The following is a 15,921-nucleotide window of genomic DNA, read 5'->3' as shown; positions in this document are numbered from 1 at the left end:
CCCTCCGCCCCCTCGCCGCTCCGCCCGCCCATGCCTTCGTGTGGACGCCCGAGGAGCTCGCGGGCATCTACCGCGAGGACCTCAACCTCTGCGTGTGGCGCCGGGGCCTGGACGCGCCGCTGGCGCACTGGCTCAGCGACGTGGCGGCCACCCGCGAACTGGACGTCATCGCCCGCGTACGAGGCGACGCGCCGGATTTGCGGCGCCGGGTGGAGGGGCTGCCCCAGGGGCCCCATTTCGAGGCCTGGCTCACGGACGTGCACTTCCTGCTGCACCTCTACACGGACCTGTTCGGCGCGACGGAGCTGGGCGTACGCCTTCACATCCTGGCCAGCGACATGTGCCCGCGCTTCCACGTGGACCGCGTAGGCGTCCGGCTGCTCTGCACCTACGCGGGGCCGGCCACCGAATGGCTGGAGAACGCGCACGTCGCGCGCGGCGCGCTGGGCGCCTCGGGTGACGTCACGCGGCCCGGCGCGCACGTCCACGCGCTGGAGCGCTTCGACGTGGCGCTCCTCAAGGGCGAGTCCTGGCCCGGCAATCAGGGCAACGGCGCCGTGCACCGCTCCCCCGCCATCGCCAGCAGTGGCCGGCGGCGGCTCTTTCTCTCCATCGAAGCACTCTAGAGGACCCCACCATGTCGAAGGTCTGTCAGGTCACCGGGAAGCGGCCGCTCGTCGGCAACACCGTCTCCCACGCCAACAACCGGCACAAGCGGCGCTCGCTGCCGAACCTCCAGTGGCACCGCTTCTGGGTGCCCAGCATGAACCGCTTCGTGAAGCTGCGGGTGAGCACGCACGGCATCCGCATCATCAACCAGCGCGGCATCGACCGCGTGGTGCGGGAGCTGCTCGCGGAGGGGGTGAAGCTCTGATGCGCCGGCGCGATGGACGCCCCACCCGGCCGCCCCGCCTCCGGGCCGCCGCGCGGCACCGGCTTCATGGCCGTGAGTTCGCGCCCCCGCTGCTCGTCGACGTCGGGGGGAGCGACTCGGACGAATCCCCGGCGCCGCCGTCCCACCTGAACGTCGTCCCTCCCCCGCCCCCCTGAGAAAGAAAGACACAGCCATGGCGAAGAAGAGCAAGGTCGCGCGCAACGCGCAGCGCAAGGCCCTGGTCGCGAAGTACGCGAAGCGCCGCGCGGCGCTGAAGGCGCGCATCCGTGACCTCACCCTGTCCCATGAAGAAAGGCGCGCGGCGCAGGACGCGCTGGCGTCACTGCCCCGCGACTCGAACCCCAACCGCGTGACGAATCGCTGCGCGCTGACGGGAAGGCCTCGGGGCAACCTGAGGCGCTTCGGCCTGTCTCGCATCGCATTCCGTGAGAAGGCGCTCCGGGGAGAGATTCCCGGCGTCATCAAGTCGAGCTGGTGAGCAACGCCGCGGCGGGGGCGCTCAGTGGTGCGTGTACCGCCGCGCATCCGCGGAAGGCGCCTCGCGACGAGGCGCCGCTTCGCCCTCCCCGCTGGCCCACTGCTGCATGCCGGAGGGCTCCCGCGCCGGAGACGATACCTGGGACTCTTCGTCGGTCTCGTCGTCCGCCCAGCCCAGTCCGCCCGTCAAATCGTGCTGGAGCGGCAGGCCCGCCGTGGTGGAGGTCCGCCGCGCGGGTGCCAGGGCCTCCGGCTTGAGGTCCGGCAGGTGCGACAACTCCTCACGCAGGTAGACGTCCTCCCCGTCGATGTCCGCCACATCCGAGAAGGACAGCCGGCAGTCGCGCGTGAAAAGGTGCCCCCTGCCGATGAAGAAACCCGCCGCGTCCGCGGCGATGATGGTGCCCACCTTCTCACCGTCCCGGTCTCTCGCGGTCATACCCATCTGGATGTTGGCGGGGTTGAACATGCTTGCTCCTGGGGCGAGCCCGTGTGGTCGTCCCGGCAAGGTGCACACGACGGCCCGCGTCCGGAATCCCCTTCGGGTCCGGTAGGCATGTTGGCAAGCCACCGCCGTCCACCCCGCCCTCACGGGCGCGGGGTCAGGCCGTGTTCCGTCCCGAGGGCGAAGCCCCATGCTCGGAGGGCTCGTGGTCCGCCGGCTCCGCGTTCCCGACGCCCGGCGCGCCCGGCTCCATCGTCTCACTGAAGCGGCGGTCCATCTCCGTGCGCACGTAGCGCTCGATTTCCTCCGCAGTGGTCAGCTCCATGGCGTTCTGAAGCAGGTCCATGGCGTCCACGCGGCTCACCCGGCGCAGGAAGCGCTTCACCACCGGAATCTGCCCCGACGTCATGGACAGCTCGTCGAAGCCCAGCGCCAGCAACACCAGCGTGTAGAGCGGATCTCCCGCCATTTCCCCACACATGGACACGGGGATGTTGGCCGCCCGGCCCGCGTCGATGATGCCGCGCAGTTGCCGGAGCACGGACAGGTGGAGGGGCCGGTAGAGGTAGGCGACCTCGCGATTCTGGCGGTCGATGGCCAGCGAGTACTGGATGAGGTCGTTGGTCCCTACCGAGAAGAAGTCCGCCTCCTGGGCCAGCCGGTCGGCGATGGTGGCCGCGCTGGGCGTCTCCACCATGATGCCCACGGGGAAGCGCTTGCCCACGGGGACACCCGCGCGGCCCAGCTCCGTGCGGCAGGCCTCCAGCTCGCTGCGGGCCTCACGCAGCTCACTCACCCCGCAGATGAGGGGGAACATCAGCCGCAAGTTGCCGTGCACGCTGGCGCGCAGCAGGGCGCGCAACTGGGTGCGGAACAGCTCCCGGTTGGACAGGCAGTACCGGATGGCCCGCAGGCCCATGGCTGGATTGGGTTCCTTCTCGTGCTTCGTCTTGCCCGGCACCTTGTCGCCGCCCAAATCCAACGTGCGGATGGTGACGGGGCGCCCGCCCATGGCCTCCAACACCTGGCGGTAGGCGCGGTAGTGCTCCTCCTCGGTGGGCGCCGTCTTCCGGTCCAGGAACATGAACTCGGTGCGGTACAGGCCAATGCCCTCCGCGCCGTGCGCCAGCAGCGAGGGGATTTCCTCCAGGAATTCGATGTTGCCGTTGAGGCGAATCTGGAAGCCGTCGGTGCTGACGGCGGGCAGGTCCTTGGTCGCCAGGGCCAGCCGCTCGCTCTCCTGGTAGCGGCGCTGCTCCTCGCGGAAGACGGCGAGCTGCTCGTCCGAGGGGTTCACCAGCACCACGCCCCGGATGCCATCCATGGCCACCAGGTCGCCCGGCGAAATCTGTTCGCTGGCCCGGCCGGCGCCCACCACCGCGGGCGTCTCCCGCGCGCGGGCGACAATGGCGGTGTGGCTCGTCTGGCCGCCCAGGTCCGTCACGAAGCCCCCCACCCGGCCGCTGCGCGCCATCAGCGCCGCGTCCGCCGGAGACAAGTCGTGCGCGACGACGATGGCCTCCGCGGGGACCTCCACTTCCTCATCCACCACCTGCCCCATCAGGTTGCGGATGATTCGGTCGGCGACGTAGTCCACGTCCGAGCGGCGCTCGCGGAAGTACTCGTCGGGGATGTTGTCGAACAGGTGCTTGATTTTGCGCGCCACGCGCCGGACGGCCCACTCGGCGTTGATGCGGTCCTCGATGATGAGCCGGTTCACCTCGTCCACGAGCATGGGGTCGTGGAGCATCAACCGGTGCGCCTCGAGGATGAGGGCGTGGTCGCTGCCCTCGGTGCGCGTAATCTGTTCCTTCAGCTCGGCGAGCTGGCGGTCGGACAGGTCAATGGCTGTCTTCATCCGCATCCGCTCGGGCTCGACCTCCGCCTCCGCCAGCCGCAGCTTGGGCGTGCGAATGCGTTTGCGGTCCAGGATGAAGGCGTGCCCCACCGCCACGCCGGGAGAGGCGCCGATGCCCAACAACCTCAGAGTGGGGGTGGCCTGGCTGCTCACGGTTCCTTCCAATCCTGTTCGTCTACCGCGTTTTCCGACCAACCCTTCACTGCGCCTCGCCGAAACGGTCACCAATGAGCTTCGCCAGCTCCTGGAGACAGGCATCCGCGTCGTCGCCCTTGCAGGTGAGCTTCACCTGGGTGCCCTGGGCGGCGGCGAGCATCAGCACGCCCATGATGGATTTGGCATTGGCCCGCTGTCCCTGGGCTTCGATGGTGACCTCGCTCTTGAACCGGTTGGCCACCTTGACCATCTGCGCCGCGGCCCGGGCGTGCAGCCCCAGCGCGTTGATGATCTCGTATGTCCCTTCGACCACGCTTGCCATCGCGACTCCTACTCTCCTTAGAGGAATGCTCCCGCCACGCAGGCCAGGCCCGCCGCGACATAGAGCACCACGTAGTTCGGCACCCGACGGCTGACCAGCACGTAGGACGCCACCCCCAGGGCCAGGCATCCGGCCGCCAGCAGGGGCGCATACAGCCCACCCGCGTTGGCCCCGAATGACACCGCGAGCCAGGCGGCCACACCGCCCGCGCTCGCCGCCGCCACCGCCCGCAGCCGGGCCCCCCGAGCGGGGAGGTTGGCGCGAGCCACTGCTTCCACCAGCCTGTCGCCCAGCGTCAGGCCCAGCCAGTACAGGCGCACCCGCAGCAGCAGGTGCACCAGATTGTAGAGCGCCAGGAACAGCGGCACCGCCCACACGCCCAGCAGCGGCACCAGCGCGGCGCTCACCGCCCCCGTCGCGGGCTTGAGGGACAGCCAGAAGAAGCCGTCCCCCAGCGCGGCCAGGGGCCCCATGAGCGCGGCCTTGAAGGCCACCACCTTGTCCGGCGTCTCCTCCCCCCGGGCAATGCGCTCCTCGTGGTTGATGACGCCGCCGACAATCGCCGCCGCGACGTAGGGGTGCGTGTTGAAGAAGACGAGATGCCGGCGCACCGCCTCCTCGCGCGCGGGCCCCTGGGGGTACAGCGCCTCCAGCGCGGGATAGACGGCGTAGGCCAGCCCCAGGTTCTGCATGCCCTTGGGGTTCCACGACGCCTGGAGGAAGAGCGAGCGTAGGAAGACGCGCAGCAGCACGCCGAAGGGCAGCGCGGCCGGGGGCGCGCTCATCGGCCCTCCAGGAGGATGACGCACACGACGGACGCCGTCACCACCGCCGCGCCCAGCCCCGCGAAGAGCGGCGCGCGCCGCGCGTGGCTGCCCTGCGCCGCGATGGCTGCCGCCACGGACGCCATGGCCGGCCAGGCCCACGCCAGCCCGCGCACCACCACGGGGGGCAGCGCCTGGAGCAACGGTTCGATGAAGAAGCCCAGCAGCGCGCAGAGCGCGGTGAGCGTGCCGTACACGGCGAAGTGGGGCCACATGCCCCACAGGTTCTGCCGCATGGCGCGGGTGATGTTCCCCGCCTCCGCGGAGGCCAGCGCCACCCGGGCCAGCCGCGCCGTGTAGCCCTCCAGCAGCCGGTCACCCTTGCGGCCCACGCGTCCCAGGCCGATGAAGAGCAGCACGGCGAGCGACCAGATGGCCGGCGTGGAGCCCGCGCCCGTGGCCGCGGACAACGTGGCCGCGGCGGCGCTGGTGCCGGTGGCCGCCAGGGTGTCGTTCTCCGGCAGCGCGGCGCCCAGGTTGGCGGTGCCCAGGAAGAACAACTCCAGGAGCATGCCGATGGCCAGACCCGATGCCACGTCATCGAGCAGTGCGCCCATGACCGTGGCTGCGACCAGGGGCCGGGACATCATGGCCTGGAGGAACGCCTTGCGTTCCAATGCCACCAGTCCGCCCCACAGTCCCGCAAGCGCCACCTGGGTCCAGACGACGCTCACGCGCTCACCCGGCCTTCGCCCACCGCTCGCGGAGGTCCGGCAGGTCCACGGGCTTCTCGGCGGGCACCGCGCGGGCCGTCACCCGGACGCCCTGGTCGGCCAGTTGCTGGAGCGTCGTCAGCTCGGCCTCCGCCAGGAAGACGGACGGGGAGACCTGCCTGCGGCCGGTGCCGAAGTGTACGTTGCCCAGATTCAGCTCATCCATGGCCAGCCCGTGCGCATGCGCGAAGGGCACCGAGGCGACATCCCTCAGCAACACCAGGGTGCGCACACCGTCCTTGGACAGGGCGGCGAAGTCCACCTGGGATAGGGGCAGAATCTGCACCTCGATGGCGCTCTGGACGGCCAGGGCCATGGCGGCGCGGATGAGAGGACTGGAAGCCGCCTCGTCATCCGCCACGACCACCCGGGAGACTTTGAGGAACGGGAGCCAGGCCTCGACGACCTGACCATGGATGAGGCGGTTGTCGACGCGGACCAGGGTGATCACGGCAGTCTCGAATCGCCGACCCGCGCGGGTCCGTCAAGTTCGCGGCTGCTGTGCCTCGCGAAGCAGGGCGGATGCGCAGGTGATGTTGCGCTGGCCGTGCGAAGCCAGCTGGTTGGCCATCTCCGGTAGCGACAACTGCTCCGAACGGAGCGAGTTCGCCTTCAGCAGCATGGGCAGGTTGACGCCAGCAAGGACCTCCACATTCATTCGCTGACACATCATCAGCGACTCCTTACAGGGCGTACCTCCGAAGAGGTCGGCCAGGATGATGACACCCGCACCCTCATCCACGCGGGCGATCGCTTGCTTCATCTTCGCCCGGATGTCCTCGACAGGAGTTCCAGGCTCGATGTTACAGGCTGCCACCGCGGGAAGCTCTCCCACGATCTGCTCCGCGGTGGAGACCAGCTCCTCCGCCAGACGTCCGTGCGCTGCGACGACGAGGCCGACCATGTCCGCTCCTGACCAACCCCCCGAAGCTGCGTCCTACGCCTGAACCGTGCGGCGCGCAACTCCGGCGAAAGTTTCCGCCCTGACCTCTGACCTAAGCTGTCTCTTCCCGCCTCGAAAGCTAAGACGACCCCAGCGATGGTGCCCGAAATTTCGGGTCCGGCCGCGCACAGGGCTGTCGCCTGCCGGACGGGGGAGCGACACCGCTTCCCCACACTCTATGAGATGCGCTGGCGACTTCCAGGGTGCGTCGAGAAGGACGCCCATCATTAGGCGCCGTATCAACCGCCCGAGAGGCAAGCAGGCATCCAGAGGTCGTCTTTGACGCCCGTTTTCGGCACGGCGGATTACTTGTGGGGATGCGGCGGGCCAGATGGGATGAGGCCGGCGTTGAACGCACCGGCCAGACTCCGGGGCGACGCGAGGACGTCATGGCCAAGACGAAGCTGCTGAAGCAAGGCGATGCGGTACCGGACATCACCCTCACCGGCGCGGGTGGGCAGTCGGTGCGGCTGCGAGACCTGGTGGGTCAGAAGGTATTGGTCGTCTACTTCTATCCGAAGGACGACTCGCCCGGTTGCACGGCGCAGGCCTGTGGACTGAGGGACCAGTACGAGGACTTCGTCGCCGCGGGCGCGGAGGTGGTGGGCATCAGCGGTGATTCGGTGGGCTCGCACGAGGGCTTCGCGGCGAAGCACCGGCTGCCCTTCAAGCTGCTCAGCGACGCGCGCGGCGAGGCGCGTGAGGCCTTCGGCGTGTCCTCGTCGTTCCTGGGCCTGCTGCCCGGACGGGTGACCTTCGTAGTGGACCGGTCGGGCATCGTCCGCGACAGCTTCGAGTCGCAGATTCGCGTCAGCGAGCACGTACGGCGCGCGCTCGAACTGGTGCGCGCGCTGGCGCAGGAAGGTGGCGCGCCGGCCTCCGCCGCGAAGTAGCGAGCGGAGGGGTACGCGAGGTGGCTCCGGGCCCCAGCGTCCCGGAGCACCGCTGCGGCTAGCGCTGCAGGACGGTCGGAATCTCCGCGAGCGGCGGGAAGCCCCAGCGCGCGCGCTCCTCGTCCGTGACGTTGGGGTCCACCGGGTGGAGCGTCATCTCCTTCGATTCCGGGTTGATGCGGTACTGGGTGCCGAAGCGCTGCGGAAGGTTGGCGTTCATCAGCCAGCGGTCCCAGGCCGCCGCGGCCAGCCACAGGCCGCGCGGGTGACCTCGCTTCGCGGCCTCCGCTCCCATCTGCCTTGCCATGGCGTAGTCCTCCGGCGTGTTGCCGTGCTGGAAGATGAACCCCGCGGACAGGAAGTCCGCGCCTTCCTTCAACGCGCCTTCGGCCAGCATGGCCTTCACGCGCTCGCGCCGCTGCGCATCCCGCTCGGCGACCCGCTTCCACGCGTCCGCCCCTTCGAGCGGCCTCTGACGGTCCATCTGGTCCTCCACGAAGAGCGTCTTCAGCTCTGAACTCGAGGTGGGATGGGGGTCCGGGAGCGTGGTGATGCGCTCCACCTGCGCGAGGTACACCAGCTCCTCGCGCAGCGGCTCCAGGTCCGAGTCCTGCAACAACCACCCCACGTCCCGGAAGCCCAGGTCCACGGACTGGGCCAACCTGCGCAGCGCGACGTCCTTCCGTCCGAGCCGGGCCGCCGAACACGCCGCGGAGTACGCGGCGTACGGGTCCCGATTCCCCGCGTCCAGGGCCTCTTCATAGAGCGCCAGCGCTTCCGCGAACTTCTCTTCCCGCGACAACGCATCCGCCTTGCGCACCTGCACCCAGCCGGGCATCGGCGCGGCGGGCGGCTCCATGTGGGGCAGCCCCGCGACGGGCGTGGGGGTCGCCGGGGCTTCAGCGGGCGGCGTGGCCGCGGGGGCCTCGGCGGGCGGCGCGGATTCGGGAGCGGAGGCCGGCGCATGGGCACACGCCGACATCAGCAGGCAGACAAGGGAGGAGATGAGCGTTCGCATGGCCCGCATCCTAGGGGGCCCGCACGGCGTTCCGATACGCTTCGTACGGGTGCCAGCACCGCACGCGTGAATCCCATGCGCGGACGGACGCGGCTGACCGCGTGGGTCACCACGTCATTTCACTTGGGCGAAAACGCCAGCGCTCCCAGAGGGATGGACACAGGAAGCACGTCTCCGCCGTGCGAGGACGCGCGTTGGCCCAGGCCTTGCTCAATGCCTTTCTGTCTCGCGATTCACGCGAGGCGGAAGGAGCGCCGTCATGATGTTCCCCGATGAGAACTTTTTCGACGAAGTGGTGCTCAACATGGGCCTGTTGATAGCCCTGAAGGTGGTGGGCGTGGTGATGCTGCTCGTCACCTATGCCCACCCCGCGTGACGTGGCGGCACACCGCTTCCGTGCGCAGGGATTGCGCCGCGAAGGACGGCCACGGCTTCGGCACGCAGAACACCGGGCTGCGCGCGTTCCAGGCGCGTTATCGTGGGCCCATGTTCAACTCTTCCGGTAGGCGGTGGGGCGTCGCAGCGCTGTCCCTGGGAATGCTGGGCAGCGCGTGCGCGGCGCGGCAGGACGTCGTCGCGCCATCCGCTGAAGCGGCTCAGGAGACCCAAGCCATGGCAACGACCTTGACGTGCACGCTGAGCGGCCCGGCGCGGGTGAGCGCGGGCGAACCCGTGGAGCTGGTGTTCGAGCTCAGCAATCCCACGGCGCAATCCCTGCGCGTGCTCGGCTGGCACACGCCGCTGGAGGGCGTACGCAACAACATCTTCGACGTGTCCCGTGACGGTGACTCGCTCGAGTACCGGGGGCCCATGGCGAAGCGCGGGCCGCCCACGGCCGACAGCTACGTCGCCCTCTCCCCCGGCACGTCGGTGGAAGGCAAGGTGGACATCGCTCGCTTCTATGACTTGCAGGCGCCGGGAACGTACCGCATCGCGTTCCGAGGCCCGCTGATGGACGTCGCCCGGGAAGGCGAACCGGTGCCCGCTCCGAATGGCGGATTCCGCCCGGCGGAAGTGCCATGCCCCGCGGTGGAGGTCACCGTCACGCCCTGACGGCCAGGACGCGAGCCTCGCGCGGACCGTGCTTCCGCGCGGGGTGGCGCGCCGTCAGCCCGCCACCAACATGGCACGCTGCCGCGCGGGGCGGATGCGCGCGGTGGCACCCGCGCCGAAGCGGAGGAAATCCTCCTCCACGCCGTCGCTGAAGATGACGCCCTCCGACGCCATTCGCGACTCCAGCACCAGCTCGCGCTCCTCCGTCACGTCGCCCATCACCAGGCTGGCGCCCGAGTGACGGCTGGCGAAGGGTTCGCGCACCACGAAAATCAGCTGCGGGTCCTCCCAGCCCAGGCGCACGGGCGCGCACGGCACGCCACCCGCGTGGGCCGTCACGCCTCGCGCCAGGTTGAAGATGGAGGACAACCACCCGGTGGCGCCCGCGCCCGTGGACACCACCACGCCGCTGGAGGACTGGGACTCCTCCTGGTCCCCGGTGCGCAGCCGGTAGCGCGCGGACACGTGGGAGCGCGCCCCGATGAACAAGTCATTGAAGGCCAGCAGCCGCTGCCCATCATCCAGCCGCGCCTCCGCCAACGTCACGCGCTTGAAGGCCGCCTTGCCCTCCAACACGCGCCGCACCGCCCCGCGCGCCCCCGAAACCGAATGGGGCAACAGCACGCCGTCGAAGCGCTCCGGGTCCGGATTCACGCCCACCAGCGGCTGCTCCCCCACGTACTTCGCCACGTTCGCCACCAGCCCATCCTGCCCCGCGACGACCACCACCTCCTTGCCGGTGAAGAGGAAGGTGGGCACCAGGTTCCGGTCCACCTGCTGCACCGGCAGCCCGAAGGACAGCGACTCCCGCAGCGCGTCCACGTTGCACCGGTACGTTTCGTCCTCGCGGGTGAACTCATCGAAGTCCTGCCCCGCGTGCTCCACGTAGAACTTCGCCTGCTTCTTGGTGTTGAAGCGCTCCACCAGGCCCGCCATGCGCGTGCGGCGGGTGACGAGCACGATTTTCTCGTACATGGTCCCCTCCCCGGCTTCAGCGCTCGCGGCCCGCCGCGCCCACCAGCGACTGCAGGAGGTCCGGCGACACGTTCAGCTCGCCGATGCGCTGCGCGTTCTCCGCCATCTCCCGGAAGGCCAGGGCGATGTTGAGCGCCGGGTCCCCGCCACTGGCCGACGTGGCCATCAGCGTCTTCCAATCCACCCCACGCACGGGGGCCAGCGTCTTCTCCAGCGCGTACGCGCGGGCGTCCGCGGCCTGGCGCTCGTTGTCGCTCCAGCGCGTCATCAGCTCGGCGCGCTGCTCCTCCACGGCGATGTCCGCGGCCATCTTCGCCTCGCGAATCTGCCGCTGCCGCGCCTCCACCGCCAGCTCCGTGGCCAGCTCGCTCTCCTTGATGCGCCGCTCCTGCTCCACCGCGGCGTTGCGGCGCGCGTAAATGGCCTCATCCGCGTTGCGTTGCAGCGCCTCGCGCGCCTCGGCCTCCAGCGCCCGCGCCATCTCCGGCGCCGGCTTCACCGACAGCAGCGAGAAGGCCATGACCTCCACGCCCAGCGCCTTCACCGGCTCCGCCACGGCCAGGGCCGCGAGCACCTGCTGCTCGATGGCGTCCGAGCGCACCAGCACCTCGCGCAGCGTCAGCCCCTGCACCACCGAGCGCGCCCGCACCTGCGCCACCTGCACCAGCCGCTCCTCGAGCTTCTCCGGGTCGTCCGAGTGGTAGCGCCCCGTGGGGGCCAAGGAGTAGTCCAGCAACGATGCAAGCCGGCGCGGGTCGGTGACGCGCCACGTGAGCTGCCCTTGCAGCGTCACCGCCTGGAAGTCCCGTGTGACTTCGTTGAAGACGAAGGGCACGTCCGCGCTGGACAGCGGCACCGACACCAGCGTCGCCGACGGCTTCCAGTAGAAGAACGAGAGCCCCGCCCCCTCCCGGACCACCTTTCCCGCCTTGAACTGCATCACGTACGTCGTCGGTGCCGCCTTCATGTAGCCGATGACCATGGGCCCTCCGCCCCACTTCGTGTCTCTAGGACACATAGTTAGTGTCAAATGGACACGAATTCAAGTCAATGTGCGGAAGCGCGAGATGCGGGCCCGCGGATGTCCGGTGCCGAAACGCGGTTCATCCGCGCCGCGACACAAAGCACACAGGTCTCATGGACGAATGCGCCGGTCGTGCGCAGGGTGGCGGGAGCCCCGGATCTGGCTCCAGTGATGCCGGGCCAAGAGGAAAGGTGCATCGTGGCGACACACGAATGGCATCCGGTTGCAGCGAGATTTTCGCGCGCCGACCATTCCGCTGCCGCACGCAGTCCCTACCTTTCCAGGGCACTTTGGGAGAGCGCATGCGGATCGCGGTGATTTCGGACCTACATCTCGGGCGGCGTGATGCCGCCGACCACTTCGGGCACGACGACTCCGGCTTCCTGCGGTTCCTCCGTTTCTTGGAAGGCAACTTCGAGCGCATCGTGCTGCTCGGGGACATCTTCGAAACGCTCACCCCGCGCACGCCGGGGCGGAAGGTGGCCGAGCTGCTAGCGGCCCGCGCGGCGCACCCGGAAATCGTCCGGCGCTTCGAGCTGCCGCGCTACCACTACATCCACGGCAACCACGACCTGGTGGCGGGCACCGTGCTGGGGGCGCCCGACCAGATGATTCTGGAGGCGGACGGCGTGCGGATGCTGTTCACCCACGGACACCACCACGACTGGATGATTCGCAAGGCGCGCCTGCTGTCGGAGGCGGCGGTGTGGGCCGGGGCGTGGCTGCGGCGGATGCGGATGCGGGCGATGTTCCGCTGGTTCCAGGCGCTGGACTTGAAAATCACCAACGCGCTGCCGGACCCGGCGCGGTGCACCTTCCAGCGCTGGGCCATGGAGCGGGCCAACGCGCATCACGCGGACGTCGTCGTCACCGGCCACACCCACCTGGGCCTGCGGGTGGAGCACGGCAGCAAGCTGTTCCTCAACAGCGGCACGTGCTCGGAGGGGCAGTTCTCCTTCCTCAGCCTGGACACCCGGGCCGCGAGCTACTCGCTGCACACCACCTGGTAGCCGCAGGACCGCGGGCGGGCAGGAAGGCGGCAGGAGCCCGGTCCGCCGCTTCTTCCTCCCCCATGACGCGGGCAGGGGAAGTAACATTGGCGAATGTTCAGGCGGCTCACCGAGGCGCTCCGCGTCCTGACGCGACGCTCCCCGATAAGAGGCCCCGGCCCCACGCCGGGTGCCCCCCGGCAGATGCTCCTCTCAGACGTGGCCGCTGACGGGCGGCCCCGGACGAAGAAGCCGGCCGCGCGCCGCTCACCGCCACGCACCTCCCGGCTGACGCGCTACTTCGACCTCCACGACGACTTCCGCATTCCCGGCCGGCCCGAGCTGAGCGACCCGGTGGCGGTGGATGTCCGCCGGAAGCTGGACTCCGTCTGGCTCTTCACCTCCGGCGCCCGGGTGCGGAGCGTGGGCAAGCTGCGCCTGGCGGTGACGCCGCCCGGACTGCCGCTGGACTTCTCGCTCGCGGGCGCGGGGCTCACCCCCGTCGTCTCCGCGCGGGTGGCCTCTGTCTTCCGGGAGCTGGCCCCCGATGACGTGCAGCTGCTGCCTGTGGAGGTGGAGGACCGCGACGAGCCCCACTTCATTCTCGTCGCCACCCGGCTGGTGCGCTGCATCGACGACCGGGCCTGCGAGGAGGTCATCCACTACACCGCCGAGGACGGACTCCCCGAGCGCGTAGGGCACTACCGCAACGTCCGCGGACTCCGGGTCGATCCCACGAAGACGAACGGCGCCCGGGTGTTCCGCACCTGGGGCTGGCCGGTGAGCCTCATCGTGTCCGAGGGCATCAAGGAGGCCCTGGAGCATGCCGGCATCGCGGGCGCGCGCTTCGCCGAGGTGACGAAGCCGCCGCGCAAGCCCCGCCGGAAGAAGACAGCCGCCAAGAAGTCCCGGCCCAAGCGCCGCTGAGCCCACGCCGCCTCCAGCCCCGCGGTTGCAACAGAGTTGCCACCTGGCTGGAAACTTGTGGGGTAGGGGCACTAACAATATCTTCCTCGTTTTCCAGCAAATACCTGGGGACGACGTTGGACAACGAGGACAGCTCTTTCGGCAAGTACAGGCTTGTCCAGCAGCTGGCGACCGGCGGGATGGCCCAGCTCTATCTGGCCTCCATCGACGGCCCCGACGGGTTCTCCAAGTCCTGCGTCATCAAGCGCGTCCTGCCGGAGTACGCCAGCCTGGAGTCGTTCAGCCGCATGTTCGCGGACGAGGCGAAGGTCGCCGCGCTGCTGACGCACCCGAACATCGTGCAGGTCTTCGACTTCGGGCGGGTGGACGGCCAGTACTACCTGGCCATGGAGTGGATTCAGGGCCACTCGTTGGACCGGCTGCTGCGACAGGCCCTCCGGAGCGGCCGGGTGGTGGGGACTCGCGTGGCGGTGGACGTGGGGCTCGCGGTGGCGGACGCGCTCGCGTACGCGCACGCGAAGACGCTGCCGGATGGAACGCCCCTCATGCTGGTGCACCGCGACGTCACGCCGGGCAACGTGCTGGTGTCGCGCGACGGCATCATCAAGCTGGCGGACTTCGGCATCGTGAAGAGCGCCGTCAACGCGGAGCGCACCGTCGCCGGGGTGGTGAAGGGCAAGTACCCGTACATGTCCCCGGAGCAGATCACCAGCCAGGAGCTGGACCACCGCTCCGACCTGTATTCGCTGGGCATCGTCCTCTACGAGGCAGCCACCGGGCGCCGCCTGTTCAAGCGCGACACGCTGGAGGCCACCATCATGGCCGCGTCCCAGGCGAACGTGCCGCCGCCGTCGGAGGGGACGCCCGACTTCCCCGCGGAGCTGGAGCGCATCATCCTCCGCCTGCTGCAGAAGGACCCCTCCGCGCGATACCAGAGCGCCCGGGAGCTGCGTGACGACCTGGAGCGCTTCCGCGCCGCCCAGCAGTGGGCGTCGGGAACGCATGAGATGGCGGCGCTCGTCGCCGAGCTGTTTCCCCCCAGCATCACGGGCCAGCCGCCCACCGCGCTGCCCGCCTCCAGCACCTCCCATGGCAGCAACTCCGCCACGGGCCGGACGCCCGCCCCCAGCGCCGAGCCCAAGCGAGAGCTGAGCAGCACCTCCGCCGCAACGCGGGCGCATGGCGCCGTGGAGGTGCCGCTCGACACGGGCGCCCAAGGCTTTCCGTGGGGAATCGCCCTGGCCGCGGGCTGCGCGGCCCTGGGCACAGCGCTGTTCTGGTTACTGGCCCCTTGAGCGGCTGCCGCCCGGCGCTGACGGCGCGGCAACGAGACCCTGATGAAACAGAAGACGTGGATTGCCGTCATCATCCTGGGCACGCTCGCCGCCAACGCGGTGGCCTACCGCGTGGTGCGAAGCCGGCGCGACAGCGCCCCCCAGGCCACGCCGGGCGCCATCACCCACACGCCGCCCGCCGCGCCGCCCACCACGCCCGAGGCACCTCCGCGAGAGGACCCGAACGACGGCCTGGCCCGGGCCCGTCGCGCCGCGGGACTGGCCGCGCTGGAGGACCGCGACTACGACGCGGCCGTCTCCGACTTCACAGAGGCGCTGCGGTTGCGCAAGGACGACCAGGGCGACCTCGTGGAGCTGCTCCGCATCGCGGCCGAATTGCGAACGCGAGAGCAGGCGCGTCAGCAAGGCGAGCAGGCCCGCGCCCAACGCGAGCCCACGCCGGCTCCCGCCCGCTCCGTCCAGCGCACACGCCCGGCGCGCGGCACAGCCCGGGCGCAGCCTCGCCAGGAGTCCGCTTCCACGGACGAGACACGCGGCGGGTTGCTGCTGGTGACGTCCACGCCCCCCGGGCTGATGGTGCGGGTGGACGGCAAGCCCATGGACCTCACGCCGGCGCGGCTGCCGCTGCGCGCGGGAACGTACCGCGTGGCGCTCGCGCAGGGTGAGCGCACGCTGGCCGAGGAGACGGTGCAGTTGGGCGAGGACGACGTGCGCTCCCTCAACCGCGACCTCACCGCCGAGCTCGCTCCCGCGCCAAGGCCCACGGCGACCGCACCGGCCTCCGTGGAGGCGCCGCCTCCCGCCGCCACGCCCGCGCCCACCAGTCCCGCTGCCACCGCGGCGCGCGCCGAGTCGCCTCCCACCGCCGAGCCGTCCGTGGCCACCGCCGCTCCCACGGCGACGGGCAAGGGCCGCCTGGATGTGACGTCTCCCGGCCTCTACGGCGAGGTGTGGATCAACAACCGGCCGTATGGCTTCCCGCCGCTCGTCGCCCAGGGACTTCCCGCGGGGCCCGCGCGCGTGGAGGTCCGCGTCAATGGCGTGGTGAAGCGGAAGCTGACCGTCGACGTCGTGGCGGACCAGAGCACCGCCGTCCGCATCCGCTGACCTGAAG

General features: G+C 70.1%; 19 protein-coding genes. 9 read left to right on the top strand and 10 right to left on the bottom strand.

Features of this window, described 5'->3' with window-relative positions; translation table 11 throughout:
* The 3 genes from FL344_RS24170 to rpsN all read left to right on the top strand — a co-directional run.
* Nucleotides 1-626: DUF1826 domain-containing protein (locus tag FL344_RS24170; RefSeq protein WP_141620172.1), on the top strand; the 626-nt coding region annotated here is incomplete at its 5' end.
* An 11-nt stretch (nt 627-637) separates the two neighbouring features.
* Complete coding sequence (gene rpmB, locus FL344_RS24165; protein WP_011556457.1) at nt 638-874, top strand: 50S ribosomal protein L28; 237 nt, start codon at nt 638-640, stop codon at nt 872-874.
* A gap of 193 nt (nt 875-1,067) precedes the next feature.
* Nucleotides 1,068-1,373, top strand: coding sequence for a 30S ribosomal protein S14 (rpsN, locus tag FL344_RS24160; protein ID WP_141620171.1), 306 nt, complete (start codon nt 1,068-1,070; stop codon nt 1,371-1,373).
* 21 nt (nt 1,374-1,394) lie between these two features.
* Here rpsN and FL344_RS24155 read toward each other — a convergent pair whose 3' ends face one another.
* From FL344_RS24155 to FL344_RS24125, 7 genes are all read right to left on the bottom strand, one after another.
* Nucleotides 1,395-1,841 carry a hypothetical protein gene (locus FL344_RS24155; RefSeq protein WP_228565326.1) on the bottom strand — a complete coding sequence of 149 codons (447 nt, stop codon included), beginning with the start codon at nt 1,839-1,841 and terminating at the stop codon, nt 1,395-1,397.
* Nucleotides 1,842-1,974: 133 nt separating this feature from the next.
* Nucleotides 1,975-3,828 carry a phosphoenolpyruvate--protein phosphotransferase gene (gene ptsP, locus FL344_RS24150; RefSeq protein WP_141620169.1) on the bottom strand — a complete coding sequence of 618 codons (1,854 nt, stop codon included), beginning with the start codon at nt 3,826-3,828 and terminating at the stop codon, nt 1,975-1,977.
* Nucleotides 3,829-3,874: 46 nt separating this feature from the next.
* Entirely contained in the window at nt 3,875-4,153 is a 279-nt protein-coding gene (locus FL344_RS24145; protein ID WP_002633201.1) for an HPr family phosphocarrier protein, read from the bottom strand.
* Between the two features lie 17 nt (nt 4,154-4,170).
* The gene (locus FL344_RS24140) at nt 4,171-4,938 is read right to left on the bottom strand and encodes a PTS system mannose/fructose/sorbose family transporter subunit IID (RefSeq protein ID WP_141592679.1); all 768 of its coding nucleotides are present in this window, start codon (nt 4,936-4,938) and stop codon (nt 4,171-4,173) included.
* Nucleotides 4,935-5,651, bottom strand: coding sequence for a PTS sugar transporter subunit IIC (locus FL344_RS24135; RefSeq protein ID WP_141592680.1), 717 nt, complete (start codon nt 5,649-5,651; stop codon nt 4,935-4,937). Before FL344_RS24135 ends, FL344_RS24140 begins: the two co-directional genes overlap by 4 nt.
* Before the next feature lie 4 nt (nt 5,652-5,655).
* Nucleotides 5,656-6,141, bottom strand: coding sequence for a PTS sugar transporter subunit IIB (locus FL344_RS24130; protein ID WP_141257940.1), 486 nt, complete (start codon nt 6,139-6,141; stop codon nt 5,656-5,658).
* A 33-nt stretch (nt 6,142-6,174) separates the two neighbouring features.
* Nucleotides 6,175-6,594 carry a PTS sugar transporter subunit IIA gene (locus tag FL344_RS24125; RefSeq protein ID WP_011556465.1) on the bottom strand — a complete coding sequence of 140 codons (420 nt, stop codon included), beginning with the start codon at nt 6,592-6,594 and terminating at the stop codon, nt 6,175-6,177.
* Nucleotides 6,595-7,022: 428 nt separating this feature from the next.
* Between FL344_RS24125 and FL344_RS24120 the strand changes: the two genes are divergently transcribed.
* A complete protein-coding gene (locus FL344_RS24120) occupies nt 7,023-7,526 on the top strand; it encodes a peroxiredoxin (RefSeq protein WP_090488292.1) in 504 nt (167 codons plus the stop codon).
* A 58-nt stretch (nt 7,527-7,584) separates the two neighbouring features.
* Here FL344_RS24120 and FL344_RS24115 read toward each other — a convergent pair whose 3' ends face one another.
* Complete coding sequence (locus FL344_RS24115; protein WP_228565325.1) at nt 7,585-8,544, bottom strand: hypothetical protein; 960 nt, start codon at nt 8,542-8,544, stop codon at nt 7,585-7,587.
* A gap of 612 nt (nt 8,545-9,156) precedes the next feature.
* Between FL344_RS24115 and FL344_RS24110 the strand changes: the two genes are divergently transcribed.
* On the top strand, nt 9,157-9,597 hold the full coding sequence (locus tag FL344_RS24110; protein ID WP_228565324.1) for a protease: 441 nt from the start codon (nt 9,157-9,159) through the stop codon (nt 9,595-9,597).
* A 54-nt stretch (nt 9,598-9,651) separates the two neighbouring features.
* Here FL344_RS24110 and FL344_RS24105 read toward each other — a convergent pair whose 3' ends face one another.
* Both FL344_RS24105 and FL344_RS24100 read right to left on the bottom strand, forming a co-directional pair.
* The gene (locus tag FL344_RS24105) at nt 9,652-10,572 is read right to left on the bottom strand and encodes an NAD+ kinase (protein WP_141620166.1); all 921 of its coding nucleotides are present in this window, start codon (nt 10,570-10,572) and stop codon (nt 9,652-9,654) included.
* 16 nt (nt 10,573-10,588) lie between these two features.
* Nucleotides 10,589-11,554 carry an SPFH domain-containing protein gene (locus FL344_RS24100; RefSeq protein ID WP_194863230.1) on the bottom strand — a complete coding sequence of 322 codons (966 nt, stop codon included), beginning with the start codon at nt 11,552-11,554 and terminating at the stop codon, nt 10,589-10,591.
* A gap of 344 nt (nt 11,555-11,898) precedes the next feature.
* Between FL344_RS24100 and FL344_RS24095 the strand changes: the two genes are divergently transcribed.
* The 4 genes from FL344_RS24095 to FL344_RS24080 all read left to right on the top strand — a co-directional run bounded on the left by FL344_RS24095 (nt 11,899) and on the right by FL344_RS24080 (nt 15,914).
* Nucleotides 11,899-12,606 (top strand): UDP-2,3-diacylglucosamine diphosphatase, encoded by a 708-nt coding sequence (locus FL344_RS24095; protein ID WP_141592685.1) that lies wholly within the window; start codon nt 11,899-11,901, stop codon nt 12,604-12,606.
* A 183-nt stretch (nt 12,607-12,789) separates the two neighbouring features.
* A complete protein-coding gene (locus tag FL344_RS24090; RefSeq protein WP_141592686.1) occupies nt 12,790-13,512 on the top strand; it encodes a DUF1629 domain-containing protein in 723 nt (240 codons plus the stop codon).
* Between the two features lie 179 nt (nt 13,513-13,691).
* Nucleotides 13,692-14,807, top strand: a complete 1,116-nt coding sequence (locus FL344_RS24085) for a serine/threonine-protein kinase (RefSeq protein WP_255508246.1) — start codon at nt 13,692-13,694, stop codon at nt 14,805-14,807.
* A 42-nt stretch (nt 14,808-14,849) separates the two neighbouring features.
* Nucleotides 14,850-15,914, top strand: coding sequence for a PEGA domain-containing protein (locus FL344_RS24080; protein ID WP_141620163.1), 1,065 nt, complete (start codon nt 14,850-14,852; stop codon nt 15,912-15,914).
* The last annotated feature ends 7 nt before the right edge of the window (nt 15,915-15,921 follow it).

This window comes from Myxococcus sp. AB036A (assembly GCF_006547355.1).
GTDB classification, from domain to species: domain Bacteria; phylum Myxococcota; class Myxococcia; order Myxococcales; family Myxococcaceae; genus Myxococcus; species Myxococcus virescens.
This window is presented reverse-complemented; position numbering and strand designations above follow the sequence as displayed.